We start from the raw sequence: 20,722 nt of genomic DNA, 5'->3' as shown, positions 1-20,722 counted from the left end.
ACACAAGCCTGCGGCGTGAACTAGGCGCCACCGGGCGTACCGTGGCCGTTCGCGGCCCGTTATGGTGGGACGGCCATGGCGAAGATCTTCCAGGTGTCGGCCCGGGCCGGCATGACCCGCGTCGTCGAACCGATCGCCCGGACCCTGCTGCGGGTCGGGGTGACGCCCAACGCCGTCACCGTTGCCGGGACGCTCGGGGTGGTGCTCGGATCGGTGCTGCTCGGCGCCCGCGGCCATCTGGTGGCCGGGGCGCTGGTGGTCACCTTCTTCGCCCTCACCGACCTGCTCGACGGCACGATGGCCCGGATGCGCGGCGGGTCGAGCCGGTTCGGCGCGTTCCTCGACTCGAGCATGGACCGGGTCTCCGACGGTGCCGTCTTCGGCGCCGTCGCCTACTGGTTGGCCACCCAGGACGACCGCGTCGGGGTCGCCGCCGCGCTGATCTGCCTGGTCGCCGGCGGTCTCGTCTCGTACGTGAAGGCCCGCGCCGAGGGGCTCGGGATGACCTGCAACGTCGGCATCGCCGAGCGGACCGAGCGGCTGCTGATCGTCGGCGTCGGCGGGCTGCTCACCGGCCTGGGACTGAGCTGGGCGCTGGTCACCGCGCTCTGGCTGCTCGCCGCCGTCTCGGTCTTCACCGTCGGGCAGCGGATGACGCACGTCTACCGGCAGGCCCAGCGCGCCGAGTTGGGCGTGGACGCGTGACCCGCCCCGGGCAGCCGGCCACAGCCCGCCCCGGGCAGCCGGCCACAGGCCGGCCGGCTCGGGTCCGCCCGGCCCGGCGGGCGGCGGCGTGAGAGTGCGCCGGGGCGGCCGGTGACTCCGGTCGAGTTCGCCTACCTGGCCGGCTGGCGGGCGGTACGCGCCCTGCCCCGGCCGGTCGCGGCCGCGCTGTTCCGGGCCGCCGCCGACCAGGCGTACCGGCGGCGTGGTCCGGGAAGTCGCCGGCTCGCCGCCAACCTGCGCCGGGTGGTCGGACCCGAGCTGCCGGAGGCCGCCCTGGAGGAGCTGGTCCGCCGGGGCCTGCGCTCGTACGCCCGCTACTGGCTGGACATGTTCCGGCTGCCGTCGCGCAGCCGGGCGCAGCTCCGCGAGGACTTCCGGCTCGACGGCGAGGAACTGCTCGCCGCCGAGATGGCGGCCGGCCGGGGCGTTGTGGTGGCGCTGCCGCACTCCGGCAACTGGGACGCCGCCGGTGCCTGGGTGGCCGCGAAAGGCTGGCCGGTCGCAACCGTGATGGAGCGGCTCAGGCCCGAGGGCGTCTACGAGCGGTTCCTCGACTTCAGGCGCCGGCTCGGCATGGAGATCCTGCCCACCCACGGCGGCCCCCGGACACCCTTCGAGGTACTCGCCGAGCGGGTCGCCGCCGGCTACCTGGTACCGCTGCTCGCCGACCGGGACCTGTCGGCGCGCGGGGTGCCGGTGCGGTTCTTCGGCGGCCAGGCCCGGATGCCGGCCGGCCCGGCCCTGCTGGCGATCCGGACCGGCGCACCGCTCTACGTGGCGGCCCTCTGGTACGACCCGGCGGGCCCCCGGGGCCGATTGATCGGGCCGCTGGAGGTGCCGGCGCAGCAGACCGGGCCGCTCGACCAGCGGGTCCGGGCGCTGACCCAGCGGATCGCCGACCACCTGGCCGAGGGCATCGCGGAGCGCCCGGAAGACTGGCACATGCTGCAACGGGTCTGGATCGACGAGCCGGCCAGGACCGCCGGGGTGGCCGGTCCGAGCGGGACGGCCGGGGCGGTGCCGGGAACAGCGGGTACGCCGTCGATCTCCGAACCGGCCTGAGGGGGGAGCCGCAGTGCGGATCGGCATCGTGTGTCCGTACTCCTTCGACGTCCCCGGCGGGGTGCAGAACCACGTGGTCGACCTCGCCGAGGCGCTGATCGGGCTCGGCCACGAGGTGAGCGTGCTGGCACCGGCGGACGAGGACTCGCCGCTGCCGCCGTACGTGGTGTCGGCCGGCCGGTCGGTGCCGTTGCCGTACAACGGGTCGGTCGCCCGGATCAGCTTCGGGCCGGTCTCCACCGCCCGGGTCCGGCGGTGGCTGTCCCGGGGCCGGTTCGACGTGCTGCACGTGCACGAGCCGTTCACGCTCAGCCTCTCGCTGCTCGCCGTCCTCTCCGCCCGGGGACCGGTGGTGGCGACCTTCCACACCGCGATGACCCGGTCCCGGGCGCTGGCCGCCGCGCAGGGGGTGTTGCAGTTCGCCGTCGAGCGGATCACCGCCCGGATCGCGGTGAGCGCGCTGGCCCGCAAGGTCCAGGTCGAGCACCTCGGCGGCGGGGCGGTGGAGATCCCCAACGGGGTGGCGGTGGCGAAGTTCGCCGACGCCGAGCCGCTGCCCGGCTGGCCGGGCCCGTGCGAGCCGGGCAGCGGCGGCACGCTCGGCTTCCTCGGCCGGTTCACCGAGCCGCGCAAGGGCTTCGGGGTACTCCGGGACGCGTTCGTGGGGCTCGCCGCGCAGCGCCCGGGGCTGCGCCTGCTGGTCGCCGGTCCGGGCGACGAGGCCGAACTGCACGAGGGCGTACCGGACGAGTTGCGGGACCGGATCACCTTCCTCGGCCAGGTCTCGGAACCGGACAAGGCGCGCATGCTGCGCAGCGTGCACCTCTATGTCGCACCGAACACCGGCGGGGAGTCCTTCGGGATGATCCTGACCGAGGCGATGGCCGCCGGGGCGGCGGTGGTGGCCAGCGACCTGGACGCCTTCCGTCGGGTGTTGGACGGGGGCCGGGCCGGGGAACTCTTCCGCACCGGGGACTCGGCGGCGCTGCGGGACACCCTCGGCAACCTGCTCGACGACCCGGTACGCCGTACCGAGCTGTCGGCCTGCGCCCGGGAGGTGGTCGCGGCCTTCGACTGGCCGACGGTCGCCCGCCGGGTGCTCGAGGTGTACGCCACGGCGATCGAGGCGACCGACGGCCGGGTGCTGGACGAGGAGTGGATCGAGCCGGTCTGACCGGATCGTCCCGGCCGGTGCCGGTGACGTGCCACGAGGACGGAAGTGGGGCCGCACTACGATGCCGGGCATGTGGTGGGTGGTGGGCGGTGCGGTGGCGCTCGTCCTGACAACGGCGTACCTGGTCTGGATCGCGGCCCGGGTCGACCGGATGCACCTGCGGGTACGTTCGGCGTCCCGTGCGCTCGACGCGCACCTGCTGCGCCGGGCGGCCGCCGCCGCGGTACTTGCCGAGGAGCGGTACGCGGTCGAGCTGTACGCGGCGGCCCGGATCGCCCTGGACGCCGAGGGGGACGAACGGGAGGCCGCCGAGAACGACCTGACCCGGCAGTTGCGGGCCGGCCCGCTGGAGCCGGAGGAGCCGGCCGCCACGGCGGTGATCGGGGCCAGCCGGCGGCTCGCGCTGGCCCGTCAGGTGCACACCGACCTGGTACGCGATGCGCTCTCGCTGCGCCGCCGCCCCGTCGTACGGCTGTTCCGGATGTCCCGCAAGCACGAGCTGCCGCGCTACTTCGACATCGACGACCCGACCCTGAGCAGCCGTCCGGAACTCTCGGTCGGCTGAGGTCAGCTGAGGTCGGCTGAGGTCGGCTGACGCGGCACCGGCGGTACCGGCTGGCCGTCCCGACGCGGCTCGGGCGGCCGCCCCGGTGCGGCCAGCAGGGTGAGCCCGGCCACACGGCAGGCCACCCGGGGTCTGATTGGCTGTCGGTCCGGCGTTGCACTCCGCGTAGCATCGAGCGCGAATCCACCCCCGAAGCACTGTCGAGGAGCGAGAACGCCGTGTCCGAATCCACCGCCCAGTCCGGTTCCGGCCAGCCGACCGCGGCTGGAGAGCAGACCGTCAGCGCCACCGGAGTGGTCGGCACCGCGCGGGTCAAGCGGGGTATGGCCGAGATGCTCAAGGGTGGCGTGATCATGGATGTGGTCACCGCCGAGCAGGCGAAGATCGCCGAGGATGCCGGTGCCGTCGCGGTGATGGCGCTGGAGCGGGTACCGGCCGACATCCGGGCCCAGGGCGGCGTCTCCCGGATGAGCGACCCGGACATGATCGACGGCATCATCAACGCCGTCTCCATCCCGGTGATGGCCAAGGCCCGGATCGGGCACTTCGTCGAGGCGCAGGTGCTCCAGGCGCTCGGCGTGGACTACGTCGACGAGTCCGAGGTGCTGACCCCGGCCGACTACGCCAACCACATCGACAAGTGGGCGTTCACCGTGCCGTTCGTCTGCGGTGCCACGAACCTGGGCGAGGCGCTGCGCCGGATCACCGAGGGCGCGGCCATGATCCGCTCCAAGGGTGAGGCGGGCACCGGCGACGTCTCCAACGCGACCACGCACATGCGGAAGATCCGCGACGAGATCCGCCGCCTCACCTCGCTGCCCACCGACGAGCTGTACGTCGCGGCCAAGGAGTTGCAGGCGCCGTACGAGCTGGTCCGGGAGGTGGCCGAGACCGGGAAGCTGCCGGTGGTGCTCTTCACCGCCGGTGGCATCGCCACTCCGGCCGACGCGGCGATGATGATGCAGCTCGGCGCGGAGGGGGTCTTCGTCGGCTCCGGGATCTTCAAGTCCGGCAACCCGGCCCAGCGGGCCGCCGCGATCGTCAAGGCGACCACCTTCTACGACGACCCGGACGTGCTGGCCAAGGTGTCGCGCGGGCTCGGCGAGGCGATGGTCGGGATCAACGTCGACGACATCCCGGTGCCGCACCGCCTCGCGGAGCGGGGTTGGTGAGCGCGAGGAGTGAGCCGGGTTTGCGAGCCCCGCAGTCGCGAGCGGATGGCGGGTTGGTGAGCGCGAGGAGTGAGCCGGGTTTGCGAGCCCCGCAGTCGCGAGCGGATGGCGGGTTGGTGAGCGCGAGGAGTGAGCCGGGTTTGCGAGCCCCGCAGTCGCGAGCGAAAAGCGGGTTGGTGAGCGCGAGGAGCGCGCCGGAGGTTACGGTCGGCGTTCTGGCGTTGCAGGGGGACGTCCGCGAGCATCTGGCCGCGCTGGCCGAGGCCGGCGCGGCCGCCCGGCCGGTCCGTCGGCCGGAGGAGCTGGAGCAGGTCGACGGCCTGGTGATCCCGGGCGGCGAGTCGACCACCATCAGCAAGCTGGCCGAGACGTTCGAGCTGCTGGACCCGGTCCGCAAGCGGGTCGGCGCCGGCATGCCGGTCTACGGCTCCTGCGCAGGCATGATCATGCTGGCGACCGAGGTGCTGGACGGCCGCCCCGACCAGCAGAGCTTCGGTGGCATCGAGATGACGGTGCGACGCAACGCGTTCGGTCGGCAGGTCGACTCCTTCGAGGCGCCGGTGGAGATCGCCGGTGTTCCGGGGCCGAGCTTCCACGCCGTCTTCATCCGGGCGCCCTGGGTCGAGCGGGTCGCCGACGGGGTGCAGGTGTTGGGGCGGGTGGGCGCCGGGCCGGCGGCCGGGCGGATCGTCGCGGTGCGGCAGGGCAACGCGGTGGCCACCGCCTTCCACCCCGAGTTGACCGGTGATCGCCGCCTGCACCGCTGGTTCGTCGACCTCGTCCGCACGGCCGCTGACGGCGGGTAGTCGCCGGGGGAGCCGGAGCGGGGCGATCGGGACGGGCGATCGGGACGGCCCGGCCGGGAAGGGTTGATCCGACCCGTGCCGGTCGTCAGCACGCCGCGACCGCGTCGGTAGGATTGTCGCGGAGTTCGGCGGTTCTTCGTGGAGAACATGACGCGCGGTGCAGTCGACACAGACGCCGGGTAGCGATGGAGGTCAGGTATGTCCGGCCACTCAAAGTGGGCGACGACGAAGCACAAGAAGGCGGTCATCGACGCCAAGCGCGGCAAGATGTTTGCCAAGCTCATCAAGAACGTCGAGGTCGCGGCGCGTACCGGCGGCGGCGACCCGGCCGGTAACCCGACCCTCTTCGACGCCATCCAGAAGGCGAAGAAGAACTCGGTGCCGAACGACAACATCGACCGCGCCGTCAAGCGCGGCTCCGGCCTGGAGGCCGGGGGCGCGAACTGGGAGACGGTGATGTACGAGGGGTACGGCCCCGGCGGCGTCGCGCTGCTGATCGAGTGCCTGACCGACAACCGCAATCGTGCCGCGACCGAGGTGCGCACCGCGCTGACCCGCAACGGCGGCTCACTGGCGGACGCCGGCTCGGTGTCGTACATGTTCTCCCGCAAGGGCGTGGTGATCGTGCCCAAGGCCGGGCTCTCCGAGGACGACGTGCTGCTCGCCGTACTCGACGCCGGGGCGGAGGAGGTGAACGACCTCGACGAGGCGTTCGAGGTGGTTTCCGAGCCGGGCGACCTGATCGCCGTGCGGACCGCCTTGCAGGACGCCGGTATCGACTACGAGTCGGCGGAGTCCTCGCTGGTGCCGAGCGTGACCGTGCCGCTGGACGCCGACGGCGCCCGCAAGGTCTTCAAGCTGATCGACGCGCTCGAGGACTCCGACGACGTGCAGAACGTCTACGGCAACTTCGACGTCTCCGACGAGGTCATGGCGGCGGTCGGCTGAGCGGCCGAGCAGGGCGACCGTGACTTTCGAGGACGTGGTGCGCCAGGGCGTGGTGCGCCGGTTCGACGCCGACCGGGGCTGGGGGGTGCTGGACGCCCCGGAGACCCCGGGCGGCTGTTGGGTGCACTTCTCCGCCCTCGTCGCCCCCGGTTACCGCAGCCTCTCGGCGGGCCAGCGGGTCTTCTTCCGGGCCGAGGCCGTCGGAGGGCCCGGACAGGACGGCTACCCGTACCGGGCGACGAAGGTCTGGACCGACGGTCCGGTCGAGCCGCCGGACCGGCAGCCGGATCAGGAGCCGTCGGGTGCCTACCGCAGCACCCTGACCATCCGGTACGACGACGATCCGGCCGGCTAGTCCGGTGCCGGGGACCAACGTCCTCGAAGCGGAATCGTCCGGCCGTTCCCGCCGCACCCGACCGGCTCGGCCGAGCCGTGTGATCACGTAGTGTCCGGCCTGCCGGAGCGAGCCGGACACTACGTGATCACGGCGGTGGGTCAGGTCAGATCGTGAAGCCGCCGTCGACGTTTATGGACGCACCGGTGACGTACCCGCTGTCGGGGGCGGCCAGCCAGGCGACCGCGGCGGCGATCTCGACCGGGGTGGCGTACCGGCCGACGGCGGTGTGACCACGGATCGTCTCCGCCATCGGGCTGTCCGCCGGGTTCAGTTCGGTGTCGGTCGGTCCCGGGTTCACCACGTTCACGGTGATGCCCCGGGGGCCGAGGTCCCGGCCGAGTCCCTTGGCCAGCCCGGTCATCGCGGTCTTGCTCATCGAGTAGAGCGCGAAGCCGGGGAACGGCGTCCGTTCGGCCACGTTGCTGCCGATCGTGATGATCCGTCCACCGTGGACCATGTGCCGGGCCGCCGCCTGGGCGGCGACGAACGGCGCCCGGACGTTCACCGCCACGGTCTGCTCGAACTCGGCGAGTCCCAGCTCCGCCACCGGCCCGAGGAGGAACGCTCCGGCGTTGTTGACGAGTATGTCGAGCCGGCCGAACTCGCCGGCCGTCCGGTCCACCGCCGCGACGACGGCGGCCGGGTCGGCGCTGTCCGCCTGGATCACCAGCCCGCGCCGGCCGATCGCCCTGATCCGGTCCTGCACCGCGTCGGCCGCCCCGGCGTCGCGCTGGTAGCTGAGCGCCACGTCGGCGCCCTCCTCGGCCAGCCGTACCGCCACCGCCGCGCCGATGCCCCGGCTGCCACCGGTGACGAACGCTACCTTTCCATCCAGAACACTGGTCTTTGCCGCAATGCCGTCACTCATGCCACCCATCGTGATCGCCTGCCGGGTCGGCGTCTGGCGGTGATCGGACGCCTCGTTCGGTCGGCCCGGTCCGGGGGTGAGGCGGCTCACAATACGATACGGAACGGTTCCGTTTCGGTTCTCTGTTCTCTAGTGTCGGAGCGGTCAGAAAACTTCCCCGCGGTCGGATTCCGGCGACGCGGGGTTTCGGGGGGACACAAAGGCATGGAGTTAACGGAAAACACCGGGCACCCGAGGCGCTGGGCGATTCTCGGCGTGCTCGTGGTCAGCCTGCTGGTGATCGTGCTGGACAACACGGTCCTGAACGTCGCACTGCGCACCCTGGCCGACCCGGTGCACGGGCTCGGCGCCAGCCAGGGCGAGCTGGAGTGGTCGATCAACTCGTACACCCTGGTCTTCGCCGGACTGCTCTTCACCTTCGGCGTGCTCGGGGACCGGTACGGGCGCAAGTGGTTCCTGCTGGTCGGCCTGGCGATGTTCGGGCTCGCCTCGCTGCTGTCGGCGTACGCGCAGAACCCGGGGCAACTGATCGGCGCCCGCGCCCTGATGGGCTTCGGTGCCGCCGCCGTGATGCCGGTGACGCTGTCGATCATCTCGAACGTCTTCGACCCCCGGGAACGCGGTCGCGCCATCGGGGTCTGGGCCGGCGCGATCGGCCTCGGCGTGGCGATCGGCCCGGTGCTGGGTGGGCTGCTGCTGGAGAACTACTGGTGGGGCTCGGTCTTCCTGATCAACGTACCGGTGGTGCTGATCGGGCTGGTCGCGGTCGCCCTGCTGGTGCCGGACTCGCGCGACCCGAAGCCCGGTCGGATCGACGTGGTGGGCGTACTGCTCTCGGTGATCGGTCTGGTGGCACTCTCGTACGGCATCATCGACGGCGGTGAGCACGGCTTCGGCCGGCCGCTGGTCTGGGCCTCGATCGTCGGCGGACTCGCCGTACTGGCCGGCTTCGTGGCCTGGGAGCGTCGGATCGAGTTCCCGTCGCTCGACGTGCGGCTGTTCCGGGTACCCCGGTTCGCCGCGCCCGTCGCGGTGATCGGCCTGGTCTTCTTCGCCGCCATGGGCGTGATGTTCTTCAGCGCCTTCTATCTCCAGCTCGTCCGTGGCTACAGCCCGCTGGAGACCGGCCTGCTGATGCTGCCCTTCGCCGCCGCCCAACTGGTCTTCGCCCCGCGCAGCGCCGCGATGGTCAAGCGGTACGGCGGTCGGGCCGTCGCGGTGACCGGGTTGGCCCTGACCTCGGCCGCGCTCGTGGCATTCGCCTTCGCCACCGCGAGCACGCCGATCTGGATCATCGGTCTGATCTTCTTCGTGCAGGGCGTCGGGATGGCCAACATCATGCCGCCGGCGACCGAGTCGATCATGTCGGCGCTGCCCCGGGAGAAGGCCGGGGTGGGCTCGGCGGTAAGCAACACCGTCCGCCAGGTGGCCGGCGCGCTCGGCGTAGCGGTGCTCGGCTCGGTGCTCTCCGGGGTCTACCGGGACCAGATCGAGCCGGCCGCCCGCACCCTGCCCGCACCCGTGCGGGACGCCGCCACCGAGTCGGTCTCCGGGGCGTACGCGGTCGCCGAGCGGCTCGGCCCGGCCGGCGCGGCGGTGACCGGCGCCGCCAACGACGCCTTCGTCGCGGCGATGCACTGGGCCGCCGGACTGTCGGCGGTGATCGCCGCCCTCGGCATCCTGGTGGTGTTGCGCTGGCTGCCCGGCCGCTCGGCCGAGGAGCAGGTGCTGCCGCCGGAGCCGGTGGGCGATCCCGAACTGGTCGCCGCCTGAGCGACCGGGGACAATGGCTGACGTGACCGAGACGATGGATGCTCCGCGGGCGCCGGGACGCCCGCGGAGCGTCCGCGCGGACGAGGCGATCCTGGAGGCCGCCCTCGACCTGCTGGCCGAGGGCAGCAGCATCGAGGCGCTGTCGATCGAGGCGATCGCGGCGCGGGCCGGCGTGGGCAAGGCGACCATCTACCGTCGCTGGTCAGGCAAGGAGGCGCTGCTCGAGGACGCGCTGCGCCGGCTGAAGCCGCCACCGCCGCCACCGCCCGGCCGGTCCGTGCGCGAGGACCTGGTCGCGCTGGTCGGCAACACCGGGCACAATCCGGACCCCCGGATGCGGCAGATCATGCCCTGCCTGATGCCGGCGATCAGCCGCAGCCCGGAGCAGTACCGGCTCTACCAGGAACTGGTCGAGCCGCGACGGCGGATGATCCGTGACGTACTGCGCCGCGGCATCGACCTCGGCGAGCTGCGGGCCGACCTCGACGTCGAGCTGACCCTCGCCATGCTGACCGCTCCGCTGCTGATCCAGCGCCTGCTCCGGGCCCAGCCCGACCTGGACGAGCGGGACCTGCCGGCCCGGGTCGTCGACGCGGTGATCACCGGCATCGCCGCCCGCTGAGCTGCCGAGCCGGGCCGTTCGGCTCGGTGGGTTCGGTCGGTCAGTGCGGTTCGGTGCGGCCGTCCGGTCCGGTGTCGCCGCCGGTCGAGGCGCGCAGCCGGTGCAGGCGCAGCGCGAGCTGCACCTCCAGGGCCCGCTCCGGCTTCTGCCACTGCGGGCCGAGCAGTTGGCCCACCCGGTCGAGCCGCTGGGTCACCGTGTTCACGTGCACGTGCAGCAGCTCCGCCGCCCGGGCCAGGCTGCCGCCCACCCCGAAGTACGCCTCCAGCGTCTTCACCAGCGCGGTGCCCCGCCGGGCGTCGTAGTCCAGTACCGGCCCGACGGTGTCGACCAGGAACCGGGTCACCTCCCGGTCGCCGCCGGACTCGACCGCGCCGAGCAGCAGCCCGACGAAACCGAGCTCGGCGCTGCTGGCGCCCTCGCCGGACCGGCCCAGCGCGCGCAGTGCGGTCAGGCAGCGCTCCGCCTCCCGGGCCGCACCGGCCAGCGACGCCGCCCCGGTCGCCGGCCCGCCCGCCCCGGCGGTGACCGTCCGGCCCAGCGCCCGGGACAGGTCCCGGACCACCGTCCGGGCCGCCGCGCCCGCGTCGCCGCCGGGCAGCATCAGCACCGCCCGGCCGTCCCGGGCCGCCGCCAGCCCGCCCTGGGTCGAGGCGTACGTGCTGGCCCACGAGGTGACCCGCTGCCGGACCGAGGTGCTGCCGGTCATCGCGTCGTCGCCCACCGCCACCAGGACGTGCGGGGCGTCCAGGTCCACCCCGAGCCGGCGGGCCCGGCTGCGCAGCCCGGCGACGTCACCGACCGGCCTGGCGATCAGGTCGTCGAGCAGTTCACCCCGAACCCGCCCCTCCGCCTCGGCGACGCTCTGCCGGAACAGCAGCAGCAGCGCGGTGACCAGCGCCGCCCGCTCCAGGATCCGCTGGTCGGCGTCGACAAGCTCGTCCTCCGGGCGGGAGACCAGGGCACCGAGGTTTTCGGTGCCGGCGACCACGGCGGCGTACCAGAGATCGCCCCGGCGCACGCTGCGCCCCTCGGTGCGCGACGCCACCACCGCCTCGGAAAGCGCGGTCCGGTCCGGCTCGCCGACCTCGCCGACCCGGGCCAGCGTGCGCCCCTCGGCGTCCAGCGCCAGCAGCGCCCCGCCGAGCACCTCGGTCACCGCCGCCGCCACGTCCTCCACCCCGCCGCCGCGCAGCACCAGCGAGGTCATCCGGTCGTGCGCGGCGGCGGCCCGTTCCACCGACGCGCTGTGCGCCTGGATCGTCGAGTTGGCCGCCGACAGCTCCGCCAGCGCGGCCCGGGTCTCGGCGAGCAGCCGGGCGGTGTCGATCGCCACCGCGGCGTGCGCGGCCAGCGAGAGCAGCAGCGACACCTCCTCCCGGGCGAACGGCCGGGCCGACCGGTTGGCGGCGTAGAGCACCCCGATCACCCGGGAGCCGAGCCGCAGCGGCACCCCGAGGATGGCGACCAGCCCCTCCTCGCCGACCCCGGCGTCGATCTCCCCGGTGTGGTGGAACCGGGCGTCCTGCGGATAGTTCGCGGTCGCGTACGGGCTGCCGGTCTGGGCCACCAGCCCGCCGAGTCCGGCGCCCATCGGCAGCCGGAGCGCCTGGAACCGGGCCGAGACCGAGCCGTCGGTGACCCGCATGTACGTGTCGCCCCGGTCGTCGTCGACAAGCGTCATGTACGCCACGTCGGTGCCGAGCAGGTGCCGGGCCCGGTGCACGATCGCCCGGAGTACGTCGTCGGAGTCGCGCAGCCCGGCCAGGTCGCTCGCGGTGTCGTACAGGCCGGAGAGTTCCGCCTCGCGGCGCCGCCGCCGTTCCAGCAGGGCGCGTACCCGCAGCGCCACCACCTTGGCCGCCTCCAGCTCGGCGAGCCGGTCGGCGGGCAGCCCGGCGGCCCGGGCGGCCACCAGGGGCCCCTCGAACTCGACCGGAGCGGCCTCCCGGGCCAGCAACTCCAGAAACTCGATCGGCGCGGACACGGGCTCAATCCTGCCCGAGGGACCCGGAACCCTTCCGTGGGAGTCGCCGTGATCCGCTCTGCCGGAGTTGGCCACTCAGTTCGCCGTCCAGCCCCCGTCGAGCGGGATGGCGGCGCCGGTGATGAAGGCGGCGGCCGGGGCGCAGAGGTAGGCGACGAGTTCGGCGACCTCCTCCGGCTCGATCAGCCGCTTGATCGCCGCCCGGGCCAGCATGATCCGCTCGATCACCTCGGTCTCGGCGATGCCGTGCGCGCTCGCCTGCGCGGCGATCTGTCCCTCGACCAGCGGGGTGCGCACGTACGCCGGGTTGACGCAGTTGGCCGTCACCCCGTGCGCCGCGCCCTCCAGGGCGACCACCTTGGAGAGTCCCTCCAGGGCGTGCTTGGCCGAGACGTACGCCGACTTGAACGCCGAGGCGCGCAGCCCGTGCACCGAGGAGATGTTGACGATCCGGCCCCAGCCGCGGGCGTACATGTGCGGCAGGGCGCGCCGGACGATCAGGAAGGGGGCCGTCACCATCACCCGGTGCAGGTGGTCGAAGCGTTCCGGCGGGAACTCGTCGACCGGCGCCACGTGTTGCAGCCCGGCGTTGTTGACCACGATGTCCAGCTCGGGCTCGATCCGGTCCACGGCGCCGGGATCGGCGAGGTCCAGCGCGAGGGCCCGGCCGCCGATCTCGGCGGCGACCTGCTCGGCCGCGTCGGCGTCCCGGTCCAGCACCGTCACCTTCGCCCCGGCCGCCGCCAACCGGGCCGCGCAGGCCCGCCCGATGCCGCTGCCGGCACCGGTGACCAGGGCATTCCGACCGGCCAGGTCGAGTTGGACGACCCGGGCGACGGTTCCGCCGGTCTGCGGTGCGGCGCCGGCCTGCGGTGCGCCGTCGGTGTCCGGGGACGTCCCGACCCGCTGCTGCGGCCGCCGCGCGGCCTGGTCGTCCCGACCGGGTTCTACCGTCATGGCCGAAAAGCTACGAGCCAACCGGGCGGGGGCACATGGGTGTCGGCCACATATCGCGGTACCGGCCTATGTGGCGCGCTCCGCCGCCGCCGGGGTGGGCACGCCGCCCGCCGGCCGGGCTCGATGATCGGGTACGGGCGTGTCGGCGTTTCCGGCTCCGGTCCAGGCCAGTAGGGTGTCGAACACACGTACGTGCTGCGGCGCGGGGAGGGGGCGGCGTGCGGGTGCTCGGCGTCGACCCGGGGCTGACCCGGTGCGGGGTCGGCGTGGTCGAGGGCGTCCCCGGCCGGCCCTGCACCCTGGTGGACTACCACGTCGTGCACACCGATCCCGGCGACGAGCTGCCGCTGCGCCTACTGCACCTGGACACCGAGCTGACCCGGCTGGTTGCCGAGTACCGGCCGGACGCCGTGGCGGTGGAACGGGTGTTCAGCCAGCACAACGTCCGGACGGTGATGGGGACCGCGCAGGCGAGTGCGGTGGCGGTGCTGGCCGGGGCCCGGGCCGGGCTGCCGGTGCAGACGTACACCCCGAGCGAGGTCAAGGCGGCGGTCACCGGTTCCGGCCAGGCGGACAAGGCGCAGATGATGGCGATGGTGACCCGGCTGCTGCGGCTGGCCGAGCCGCCCCGGCCGGCCGACGCCGCCGACGCGCTGGCGCTGGCGATCTGCCACGTCTGGCGCGGCGGCACCCGGGCCAGGCTGGCGGCGGCGGCCGGCGCGCTCCGGCAGCGTACGGCGACGTCGGCCGCGTCCCCGGACGGCACCCGGTCGGGTACCCCCCGCCGGGCGGCCCGGCCGGGTCCGACCAGGAGCGCCGGTCCGACGCGGGATGCGGTCCCGACGCGGGATGCGGGTCCGACGCGGGATGCCGGTCCGACGCCGGGTGCCGGACCGAGGCGACAGGGAGGAACGGGATGATCGCGAGTGTCCGGGGGGTGGTCGCCGGGCTGTCCCCGGACAGCGCGGTGATCGAGGTCGGCGGGGTGGGTCTGGCGGTGCACTGCGCGCCGGGCACCCTGGCCGAGCTGCGGGTCGGCGCGACCGCCCGGCTGGCCACCAGCCTGGTGGTCCGGGAGGACTCGCTCACCCTCTACGGCTTCGCCGACGACGACGCCAAGCAGCTCTTCGAGCTGTTGCAGACCGCCAGCGGGGTCGGCCCCCGGCTGGCCCAGGCGGTGCTCGCGGTGCACCCCCCGGACGTGGTGCGCAAGGCGATCGCGACCGGCGACACCGGCACCCTGACCCGGGTGCCCGGGATCGGCAAGAAGGGCGCCGAGCGGCTGGTGCTGGAACTGCGCGACCGGATCGGGCCGGTGCCGGTCGGCCCGGACGGTGCGGCCGGGGTCACCGCCGGTGCCTGGCCCGAGCAGGTACGCCAGGCACTTGTCGGCCTCGGCTGGACGGCGTCCCAGGCCGACCAGGCGGTGGCGGCCGTCGCCGAGACGGTCGAGGGTGCCCCGCCGCCGGTGCCGGTGCTGCTCAAGCAGGCGATCCGGTTGCTGGGTAGGACCAGGTGACCGACTCCGATCCGCTGGTCTCGGCGTACGCGAGCGACGCGGAGCTGGTCGCCGAGGTCACCGTGCGGCCCAGACGGCTCGCCGAGTTCATCGCCCAGCACCGGGTACGCGACCAGCTCGACCTGCTGCTGCGCGGCGCGATGGGCCGGGGCAGCCCGCCGGACCACATCCTGCTCTCCGGCCCGCCAGGCCTCGGGAAGACGACCCTGGCGAACATCGTCGCCGCCGAGCTGGGCACCGGGATCCGGGTGACGAGCGGCCCGGCGATCGAGCGCTCCGGCGACCTGGCCGCGATCCTGACCAGCCTGACCGAGGGCGACGTGCTCTTCATCGACGAGATCCACCGGATCGCCAGGCCGGCCGAGGAGCTGCTCTACAGCGCGATGGAGGACTTCCGGGTCGACGTGGTGGTGGGCAAGGGACCGGGGGCGACAGCGATCCCGCTGGACGTCGAGCCGTTCACCCTGGTCGGCGCGACCACCCGGTCGGGGCTGCTGACCGGCCCGATGCGGGACCGGTTCGGCTTCGTCGCGCACCTGGACTTCTACGCCCCGGACGAGCTGGACGTGCTGCTCCAGCGTTCGGCGAAGATCCTGGGGGTGCCGATCACCTCCGACGGTTCGGCGGAGATCGCCGGCCGGTCCCGGGGTACGCCCCGGATCGCCAACCGGCTGCTCCGGCGGGTGCGCGACTTCGCCGAGGTACGCGCCGACGGAACGGTGGACCGGGCGACCGCGCGGGCGGCGCTGCGGGTCTACGACGTCGACGAGCTGGGGCTGGACCGGCTGGACCGGGCGGTGCTGACGGCGCTCGTGGACTCGTTCCGGGGTGGTCCGGTCGGGCTCTCCACCCTGGCGGTGGCGGTGGGGGAGCAGCCGGACACCGTTGAGGAGGTCTGCGAGCCCTTCCTGGTCCGGGCCGGTCTGCTGGCCCGTACCCCCAGGGGGCGGGTGGCCACCGAGGCGGCTTGGCGACACTTGGGCCGTACTCCGCCAAATGGTACATTTGGTGCAGGTGGGCCGCCCGGGCCCGATCTCTTCTCGGCGGGATCCCAGGAGGTGTGATCCGTTCGTGATCTGTGCCGCATTCGGCGTTCTCAGGTGCACCGACTAGACTCGCCGCGGTTTGTACAGGACGTGAGTTCCTGCCTCCGCTCCGGCGCACCCGTGCTCGGACGAGGCCGATGGGAAGGTCGTAACCGTGCCTCTTTTGGCAGCACAGAGCGGCGGCGCCGGCAGTTTCATGCCGCTCCTGATGATTGTCCTGCTCTTCGTCGTCATGTACTTCATGATGATCCGGCCGCAGCAGAAGCGGCGCCGCGAGGCCGAGCAGATGCAGTCCTCGATCGGCCCCGGCGACGAGGTGGTCACGATCGGCGGCCTCTACGGCACCGTCACCAGCGTGGACGACGAGACCGTGATGCTCGAGGTGGCGCCCGGCGTGCAGACCCGGTATGCGCGGCCGGCGATCGCGCGGGTCGTCAACAAGGTCGAGCGGGTCGAGTCGGTCCCGGAAGAGGTCGTCGACGCGAAGGAATGAGCCGCTGTCGACCTCCGCTCGCCGTCGGTGCCGGCCGTGCGGGAGGTCGGAGCGCCCCGCACCCAGAGAAAGTCCGGGTCGCGGGAGGTGCGATGGCCGACCCGCCCGACGGGGCGGGTTCAGTATCGACAATAATAGATCGACGGGCCGGTGGGACCCCCACCGGTGCGGTACGCATGTCGCCGGGCTCCGCCGGCGCCCGATCCGCCGCCCACCACTAGCGGCCGAACCGCGCAGGGAGACACGAAAGCCGTGGCACCACCTCAGGGACAGATGCGACCCGGGCGGCAGCTGGCCGTACTCGGGTTGATCTTCACCGTCCTCTATCTCCTGGTGTTCTTCGCCGCCGGGGCCGAGGGCAGCTGGAAGGACCGGCTCGAGCCGAAGCTCGGCCTGGATCTCATCGGCGGCACCCGGATGACCCTGGAAGCGGCCACCGAGGCCGGCGAGGCGCCCCCCGCCGGCTCCCTGGAGGAGGCCCGGCAGATCATCCAGGCCCGGGTGGACGGCCGTGGCGTCGCCGAGGCCGAGGTGGTCACCGAGGGCAACCGGAACATCGTGATCTCGGTGCCGGGGCAGAACGCCGACCTCGACGATGTCGGCACCCCGGCCGAGCTGCGGTTCCGCAAGGTGCTCAAGACCGCCGACGGTGGCGGCCCGGTCAACGCAGCCCCGTCGCCCGGCGCGTCGGCCAGCCCGGCACCGTCCGGCAGCCCGGCGCCCTCCGGCGGCCCCAGCCCGTCCGGCAGCCCGGCCGCCGGGGTGACCTCGTCGCCGGGCGCCGGCGGTGGCCAGGGCGGCGGTGCCCCGGCCCCCACGCCCACCCCGAGCGGCAGCGCCTCGCCGGCGCCGAGCGCCTCGGCCAGCTCCGCCCCGGCGGCTCCGGTCGACCAGTCGCTCGCGCAGCAGCGCGCGGCCGTGGAGCAGAAGGTCGGCGCCGAGGCATGGGCCGCCGCCACCGCGCTCCAGGCGCCCGCGGACTACAACGCGGATCCGGCGCTCGCCGAGAAGCTCAAGCCGTTCGCCGAGCTGACTCCGCAGGAGATCCGGGTTCTGCCGGCCAACATCCAGTTCAACGTGCCGACAATCACCTGCGAGAAGCTCGACCAGCGGCCGCCGGGCTCGATCAAGGAGTCCGGCGAGCAGGTGGTCGCCTGTGAGGGTGGCCAGCAGAAGAACCTGCTGGACGTGGCCAAGGTGGAGGGGACCGACGTCGAGGACGCCGACGGGGTGCTCGACCAGACCACCAGCCAGTACGTGGTCAGCCTGGACTTCACCGGCGACGGCCAGAGCAAGTGGACCAACCTGACCCGCGAGGCCTACAACAACACCGACAGCCAGTGCGACCAGGCGGCCCTGGGCGACGAGGGCCGGTGCCGGGTCGCGGTGGTGCTCGACAACAAGATCATTTCGTCGCCGGAGATCCAGGGCGTGCTCACCGGTGACTCGCAGATCACCGGCAGCTTCACCAACGCCAGCGCCAACGAGCTGGCCAGCCAGCTCCGCTACGGCGCCCTGCCGCTGACCTTCCAGCCGCAGGAGGCGCAGAACATCACCGCCACGCTGGGCACCGAGCACCTGCGGGCCGGCCTGCTGGCCGCCGGCATCGGCATGCTCCTGGTGATCATCTACGCCTTCTTCTACTACCGGCTGCTCGGCTCGGTGATCTTCCTCAGCCTGGTCCTCAGCGCCATCCTGGTCTTCGGCGCACTGGTGGTGCTCGGCCGGCAGATCGGTTTCACCCTGACGCTGGCCGGAATCGCCGGCTTCATCGTCTCGCTGGGTGTCGCCGCCGACTCCTTCGTGATCTATTTCGAACGTCTGAAAGACGAGATCCGGGAGGGGCGCAGCCCGCGCAGCGCCGTACCCCGCGCCTGGGCCCGCGCCCGCCGCACGATCATCTCGGCGAACGCCATCTCGATCATGGCAGCGGTGGTGCTCTACCTCGTCTCGGTCGGCACGGTGCAGGGCTTCGCCTTCGCGCTGGGCCTGGCCACCGTCCTCGACCTGGTGGTCGTCTTCCTGTTCCGGCATCCGATCATGACGATGTTCGCCCGTACCCCGGCATTCCTGTCGCCGAAGGTCAGCGGGTTGGGTCGGGCGTTGCAGACCTCGGACGACGAGACGCCGTCGACCGGCAAGACCCGCGTGAAGGAGGCCTGAGATGAGCAGGAGTGGGCTCGCCAGCCGCTTGTACCGCGGTGAGGCCGGTCTCGAGATCGTCCCCCGCCGCAAGCTCTGGTTCGGCATCGCCGGTGGGCTGGTCCTGCTGACCGTGCTGAGCTTCGTGATCCAGGGCTTCCACCTGGGCATCGAGTTCCGGGGCGGAAACGAGTTCCAGGTGCCGACCTCGGTGGGCACCCTGGAGCGGGCCGAGAGCGCGTTGCAGGACGCCCTCGCCGACGAGTCGACGCCGGACGGGCCGGCCGAGGTGGTCTCCAGCCAGCAGGTCGGCGAGGCGACGTACCTGTTCCGGACCTCGCCGCTGGAGCAGCAGCAGGCGTCCGGCGTACGCACGGAGGTCGCCCAGGATCTGGGCCTCAACGCCGACGAGATCAGCGACAACCGGGTCAGCGCGGCCTGGGGCGCCCAGATCACCCAGCGGGCGCTGATCGGTCTGGTCATCTTCCTGGTGCTGGTCACCGGCTACCTGGTGCTGCGGTTCGAGCTGCGGATGGCGATCGCCGCCGTCTCCGGCCTCGTGCTCAACCTGCTGCTCACCGCCGGCATCTACTCGGCGGTCGGCTTCGAGGTGACCCCGTCGACGGTCGTCGGCTTCCTCACCATCCTCGGGTTCGCCCTCTACGACACCGTCGTGGTCTTCGACAAGATCCAGGAGAACACCCGGGGCATCACCGGCGGCAGCAGTCAGACCTACGCCGAGGCGGCCAACCTGGCCCTGAACCAGACGCTGATGCGGTCGATCAACACCTCGGTGGTCGCGCTGCTCCCGGTCGGCGGTCTGCTCTTCATCGGTGCCGGGCTGCTCGGCGCCGGCACGCTCAAGGACCTCGGCCTGGTGCTCTTCGTCGGTATGGGCGCCGCGTTCTTCTCGTCGATCTTCTTCTCGACGCCGGTGCTGGTGTCGCTGAAGGAGCGCGAGCCGCGGATCCGGCAGCACACCCAGCGGGTACTCGCCCGCCGGGCCGGCGGCCGGGACACCGCCCGTCGCCCGGCCCGGCAGCCCGGCCAGGCCCGCCCGGCCGCCGAGACGCCGGCCGGTTCCGACGAGCCGGCCGCGGCCGAGGAGGCCGCGGTACCGGCTGCCGGGACCGCACTCGCCGGGTCCGCGCCGAAGGTCGGCTCCCGACCGTCCGGCAAGCGGTCCGGCGGCGGTGCCCGGGGCGGTCGCGCCGGTGGCAACCGGCCCGGCGGCAAGCGCCGCTGAGCCGGACGGACGCATCCTCAGGCGCCCGACCCGCCGCCCAGGTGGTGGGTCGGGCGCTTTCGCCCGGAAAGGACGCAGTGTGACGGAGACCCCCACCGAGGTACGCGGCGACAGCGGTCCGGTCACCGCCCGGTTGGTGGCCAGTCGGGTGCTCGACGTGCCGGACTTCCCGAAGCCGGGCATCGTGTTCAAGGACCTGATGCCGCTCTTCGCCGACGGTGCCGCCTTCCGGGAGGTGATCGACGACATCGTCGAGCACCACGGCCGGGACTCCTTCGACGTGGTGGTCGGGATCGAGGCGCGCGGCTTCGTGGTCGCCGCCGCGATCGCGTACGCCACCGGGGTCGGGGTGGTGCCGGTACGCAAGGCCGGCAAGCTGCCCCGGGCCGCGTACGCCGCCTCGTACGCCCTGGAGTACGGCGAGGCGACCCTGGAGGTGCACCAGGACGCCTTCACGGCCGGACACCGGGTACTCGTGGTCGACGACGTACTCGCCACCGGCGGAACGGCGCAGGCGACGCTGGACCTGGTCGAGCGGGCCGGTGGCACGGTGGCCGGATTCAGCGTGCTGCTTGAACTGAGCTTCCTGAACGGGCGGGACCGGCTCGCGCCCCGGGGTGTTCATGCCCTGCTGACCGTCTAGCCCCCACGACTCCCACCCCGACCCCGCGGTTACGCCCGCCAAGGAGGGCCACCGGCCCCTCCGGCGGGTACGATTGCCCTTCGTGGCCGGCCCGGGTGACATGCCTGTGACTGGCGGAGGACCGGGTGCACCGGCTACGGTCGGGGCATTCCCGGCGAAGTGTTGAGGAGGCCGGTGTCTTCCGATGTCGCCCCTCCGGCGGAGGGCATGGTGCATCCCACCAACGAGGCTGATACTCCTGCCGACGTCCAGACCAGCGCCGCTGGCGCCTCATCCCCGGTCGACGGCCCCGCCCGTCCCGGCGGGCTCGCCGACGCCGGTGCGACGGCCGGTGCGGCCGACCCGGCCCCGGCCGGTCCGGCAGAGGACGGCGGGTCGTCCCGGCCGCTCGGCGGTCCGCCCCTCTCGGGCGACGGTGTCGGGGCTCCGCCCGTTTCTGGCGACGCTGTCGGGGTTCCGCCCGTTCCCGGGGGCGGTGTCGGGGTTCCGGCGGTGCCGGTGGGCATCGGCGCCTCGACGGGCTCCGGTTCGGCCGGCGAGTTCGTCGGCGCGGCGGCCGGGGCGGTCCAGCCACCC

Annotated in this window: 19 protein-coding genes and 1 pseudogene; 17 read left to right on the top strand and 3 right to left on the bottom strand. The window is 73.1% G+C overall.

The window, feature by feature from the left end:
- Nucleotides 1-75 precede the first annotated feature (75 nt).
- The 8 genes from pgsA (at nt 76) to ACN28A_RS37370 (ending at nt 6,808) form a co-directional block, all read left to right on the top strand.
- Nucleotides 76-705 (top strand): phosphatidylinositol phosphate synthase, encoded by a 630-nt coding sequence (pgsA, locus tag ACN28A_RS37405; protein ID WP_421403653.1) that lies wholly within the window; start codon nt 76-78, stop codon nt 703-705.
- A gap of 111 nt (nt 706-816) precedes the next feature.
- A complete protein-coding gene (locus ACN28A_RS37400; protein ID WP_421403651.1) occupies nt 817-1,788 on the top strand; it encodes a phosphatidylinositol mannoside acyltransferase in 972 nt (323 codons plus the stop codon).
- Between the two features lie 13 nt (nt 1,789-1,801).
- The gene (locus tag ACN28A_RS37395) at nt 1,802-2,962 is read left to right on the top strand and encodes a glycosyltransferase family 4 protein (protein WP_421403649.1); all 1,161 of its coding nucleotides are present in this window, start codon (nt 1,802-1,804) and stop codon (nt 2,960-2,962) included.
- Nucleotides 2,963-3,023: 61 nt separating this feature from the next.
- A complete protein-coding gene (locus ACN28A_RS37390) occupies nt 3,024-3,527 on the top strand; it encodes a hypothetical protein (RefSeq protein WP_421403647.1) in 504 nt (167 codons plus the stop codon).
- Between the two features lie 293 nt (nt 3,528-3,820).
- On the top strand, nt 3,821-4,699 hold the full coding sequence (pdxS, locus tag ACN28A_RS37385; RefSeq protein WP_421404851.1) for a pyridoxal 5'-phosphate synthase lyase subunit PdxS: 879 nt from the start codon (nt 3,821-3,823) through the stop codon (nt 4,697-4,699).
- 176 nt (nt 4,700-4,875) lie between these two features.
- Nucleotides 4,876-5,505, top strand: coding sequence for a pyridoxal 5'-phosphate synthase glutaminase subunit PdxT (pdxT, locus tag ACN28A_RS37380; RefSeq protein ID WP_421403645.1), 630 nt, complete (start codon nt 4,876-4,878; stop codon nt 5,503-5,505).
- 198 nt (nt 5,506-5,703) lie between these two features.
- Nucleotides 5,704-6,453, top strand: a complete 750-nt coding sequence (locus ACN28A_RS37375; protein WP_278062786.1) for a YebC/PmpR family DNA-binding transcriptional regulator — start codon at nt 5,704-5,706, stop codon at nt 6,451-6,453.
- A 19-nt stretch (nt 6,454-6,472) separates the two neighbouring features.
- Nucleotides 6,473-6,808 (top strand): cold-shock protein, encoded by a 336-nt coding sequence (locus tag ACN28A_RS37370; protein ID WP_421403643.1) that lies wholly within the window; start codon nt 6,473-6,475, stop codon nt 6,806-6,808.
- Between the two features lie 145 nt (nt 6,809-6,953).
- Here ACN28A_RS37370 and ACN28A_RS37365 read toward each other — a convergent pair whose 3' ends face one another.
- Nucleotides 6,954-7,718 carry an SDR family NAD(P)-dependent oxidoreductase gene (locus ACN28A_RS37365; RefSeq protein ID WP_421403641.1) on the bottom strand — a complete coding sequence of 255 codons (765 nt, stop codon included), beginning with the start codon at nt 7,716-7,718 and terminating at the stop codon, nt 6,954-6,956.
- A 204-nt stretch (nt 7,719-7,922) separates the two neighbouring features.
- Here ACN28A_RS37365 and ACN28A_RS37360 point away from each other — a divergent pair, with 204 nt between their 5' ends.
- Together ACN28A_RS37360 and ACN28A_RS37355 are read left to right on the top strand one after the other, a co-directional pair.
- Complete coding sequence (locus ACN28A_RS37360; protein ID WP_421403639.1) at nt 7,923-9,491, top strand: MFS transporter; 1,569 nt, start codon at nt 7,923-7,925, stop codon at nt 9,489-9,491.
- A 13-nt stretch (nt 9,492-9,504) separates the two neighbouring features.
- Nucleotides 9,505-10,113, top strand: coding sequence for a TetR/AcrR family transcriptional regulator (locus tag ACN28A_RS37355; protein ID WP_421403637.1), 609 nt, complete (start codon nt 9,505-9,507; stop codon nt 10,111-10,113).
- 40 nt (nt 10,114-10,153) lie between these two features.
- On the opposite strand, the gene ACN28A_RS37350 is transcribed toward ACN28A_RS37355, so the two are convergent.
- Together ACN28A_RS37350 and ACN28A_RS37345 are read right to left on the bottom strand one after the other, a co-directional pair.
- Nucleotides 10,154-12,100: a helix-turn-helix domain-containing protein gene (locus tag ACN28A_RS37350; RefSeq protein WP_421403635.1), complete on the bottom strand. Its 1,947-nt coding sequence runs from the start codon at nt 12,098-12,100 to the stop codon at nt 10,154-10,156.
- A 75-nt stretch (nt 12,101-12,175) separates the two neighbouring features.
- On the bottom strand, nt 12,176-13,057 hold the full coding sequence (locus ACN28A_RS37345; protein WP_421403633.1) for a 3-hydroxybutyrate dehydrogenase: 882 nt from the start codon (nt 13,055-13,057) through the stop codon (nt 12,176-12,178).
- A gap of 218 nt (nt 13,058-13,275) precedes the next feature.
- Between ACN28A_RS37345 and ruvC the strand changes: the two are divergent.
- The 7 genes and pseudogenes from ruvC to ACN28A_RS37310 form a co-directional block, all read left to right on the top strand.
- A pseudogene (gene ruvC, locus ACN28A_RS37340) lies at nt 13,276-13,788 on the top strand (crossover junction endodeoxyribonuclease RuvC); the annotation flags it as partial.
- Nucleotides 13,789-13,973: 185 nt separating this feature from the next.
- Nucleotides 13,974-14,576 (top strand): Holliday junction branch migration protein RuvA, encoded by a 603-nt coding sequence (ruvA, locus tag ACN28A_RS37335; RefSeq protein WP_278062781.1) that lies wholly within the window; start codon nt 13,974-13,976, stop codon nt 14,574-14,576.
- Nucleotides 14,573-15,640 carry a Holliday junction branch migration DNA helicase RuvB gene (ruvB, locus tag ACN28A_RS37330; RefSeq protein ID WP_421403631.1) on the top strand — a complete coding sequence of 356 codons (1,068 nt, stop codon included), beginning with the start codon at nt 14,573-14,575 and terminating at the stop codon, nt 15,638-15,640. The genes ruvA and ruvB overlap by 4 nt, the downstream gene beginning before the upstream one ends.
- 178 nt (nt 15,641-15,818) lie before the next feature.
- Nucleotides 15,819-16,115, top strand: coding sequence for a preprotein translocase subunit YajC (gene yajC, locus ACN28A_RS37325; RefSeq protein WP_421404849.1), 297 nt, complete (start codon nt 15,819-15,821; stop codon nt 16,113-16,115).
- A gap of 252 nt (nt 16,116-16,367) precedes the next feature.
- Nucleotides 16,368-18,278, top strand: coding sequence for a protein translocase subunit SecD (gene secD, locus ACN28A_RS37320; protein WP_421403629.1), 1,911 nt, complete (start codon nt 16,368-16,370; stop codon nt 18,276-18,278).
- Between the two features lies 1 nt (nt 18,279).
- Complete coding sequence (secF, locus tag ACN28A_RS37315) at nt 18,280-19,503, top strand: protein translocase subunit SecF (protein WP_421403627.1); 1,224 nt, start codon at nt 18,280-18,282, stop codon at nt 19,501-19,503.
- A 79-nt stretch (nt 19,504-19,582) separates the two neighbouring features.
- A complete protein-coding gene (locus tag ACN28A_RS37310; RefSeq protein WP_421403625.1) occupies nt 19,583-20,146 on the top strand; it encodes an adenine phosphoribosyltransferase in 564 nt (187 codons plus the stop codon).
- The last annotated feature ends 576 nt before the right edge of the window (nt 20,147-20,722 follow it).

The organism is Plantactinospora sp. WMMB782 (genome assembly GCF_049179135.1).
Lineage (GTDB): Bacteria > Actinomycetota > Actinomycetes > Mycobacteriales > Micromonosporaceae > Plantactinospora.
This window is presented reverse-complemented; position numbering and strand designations above follow the sequence as displayed.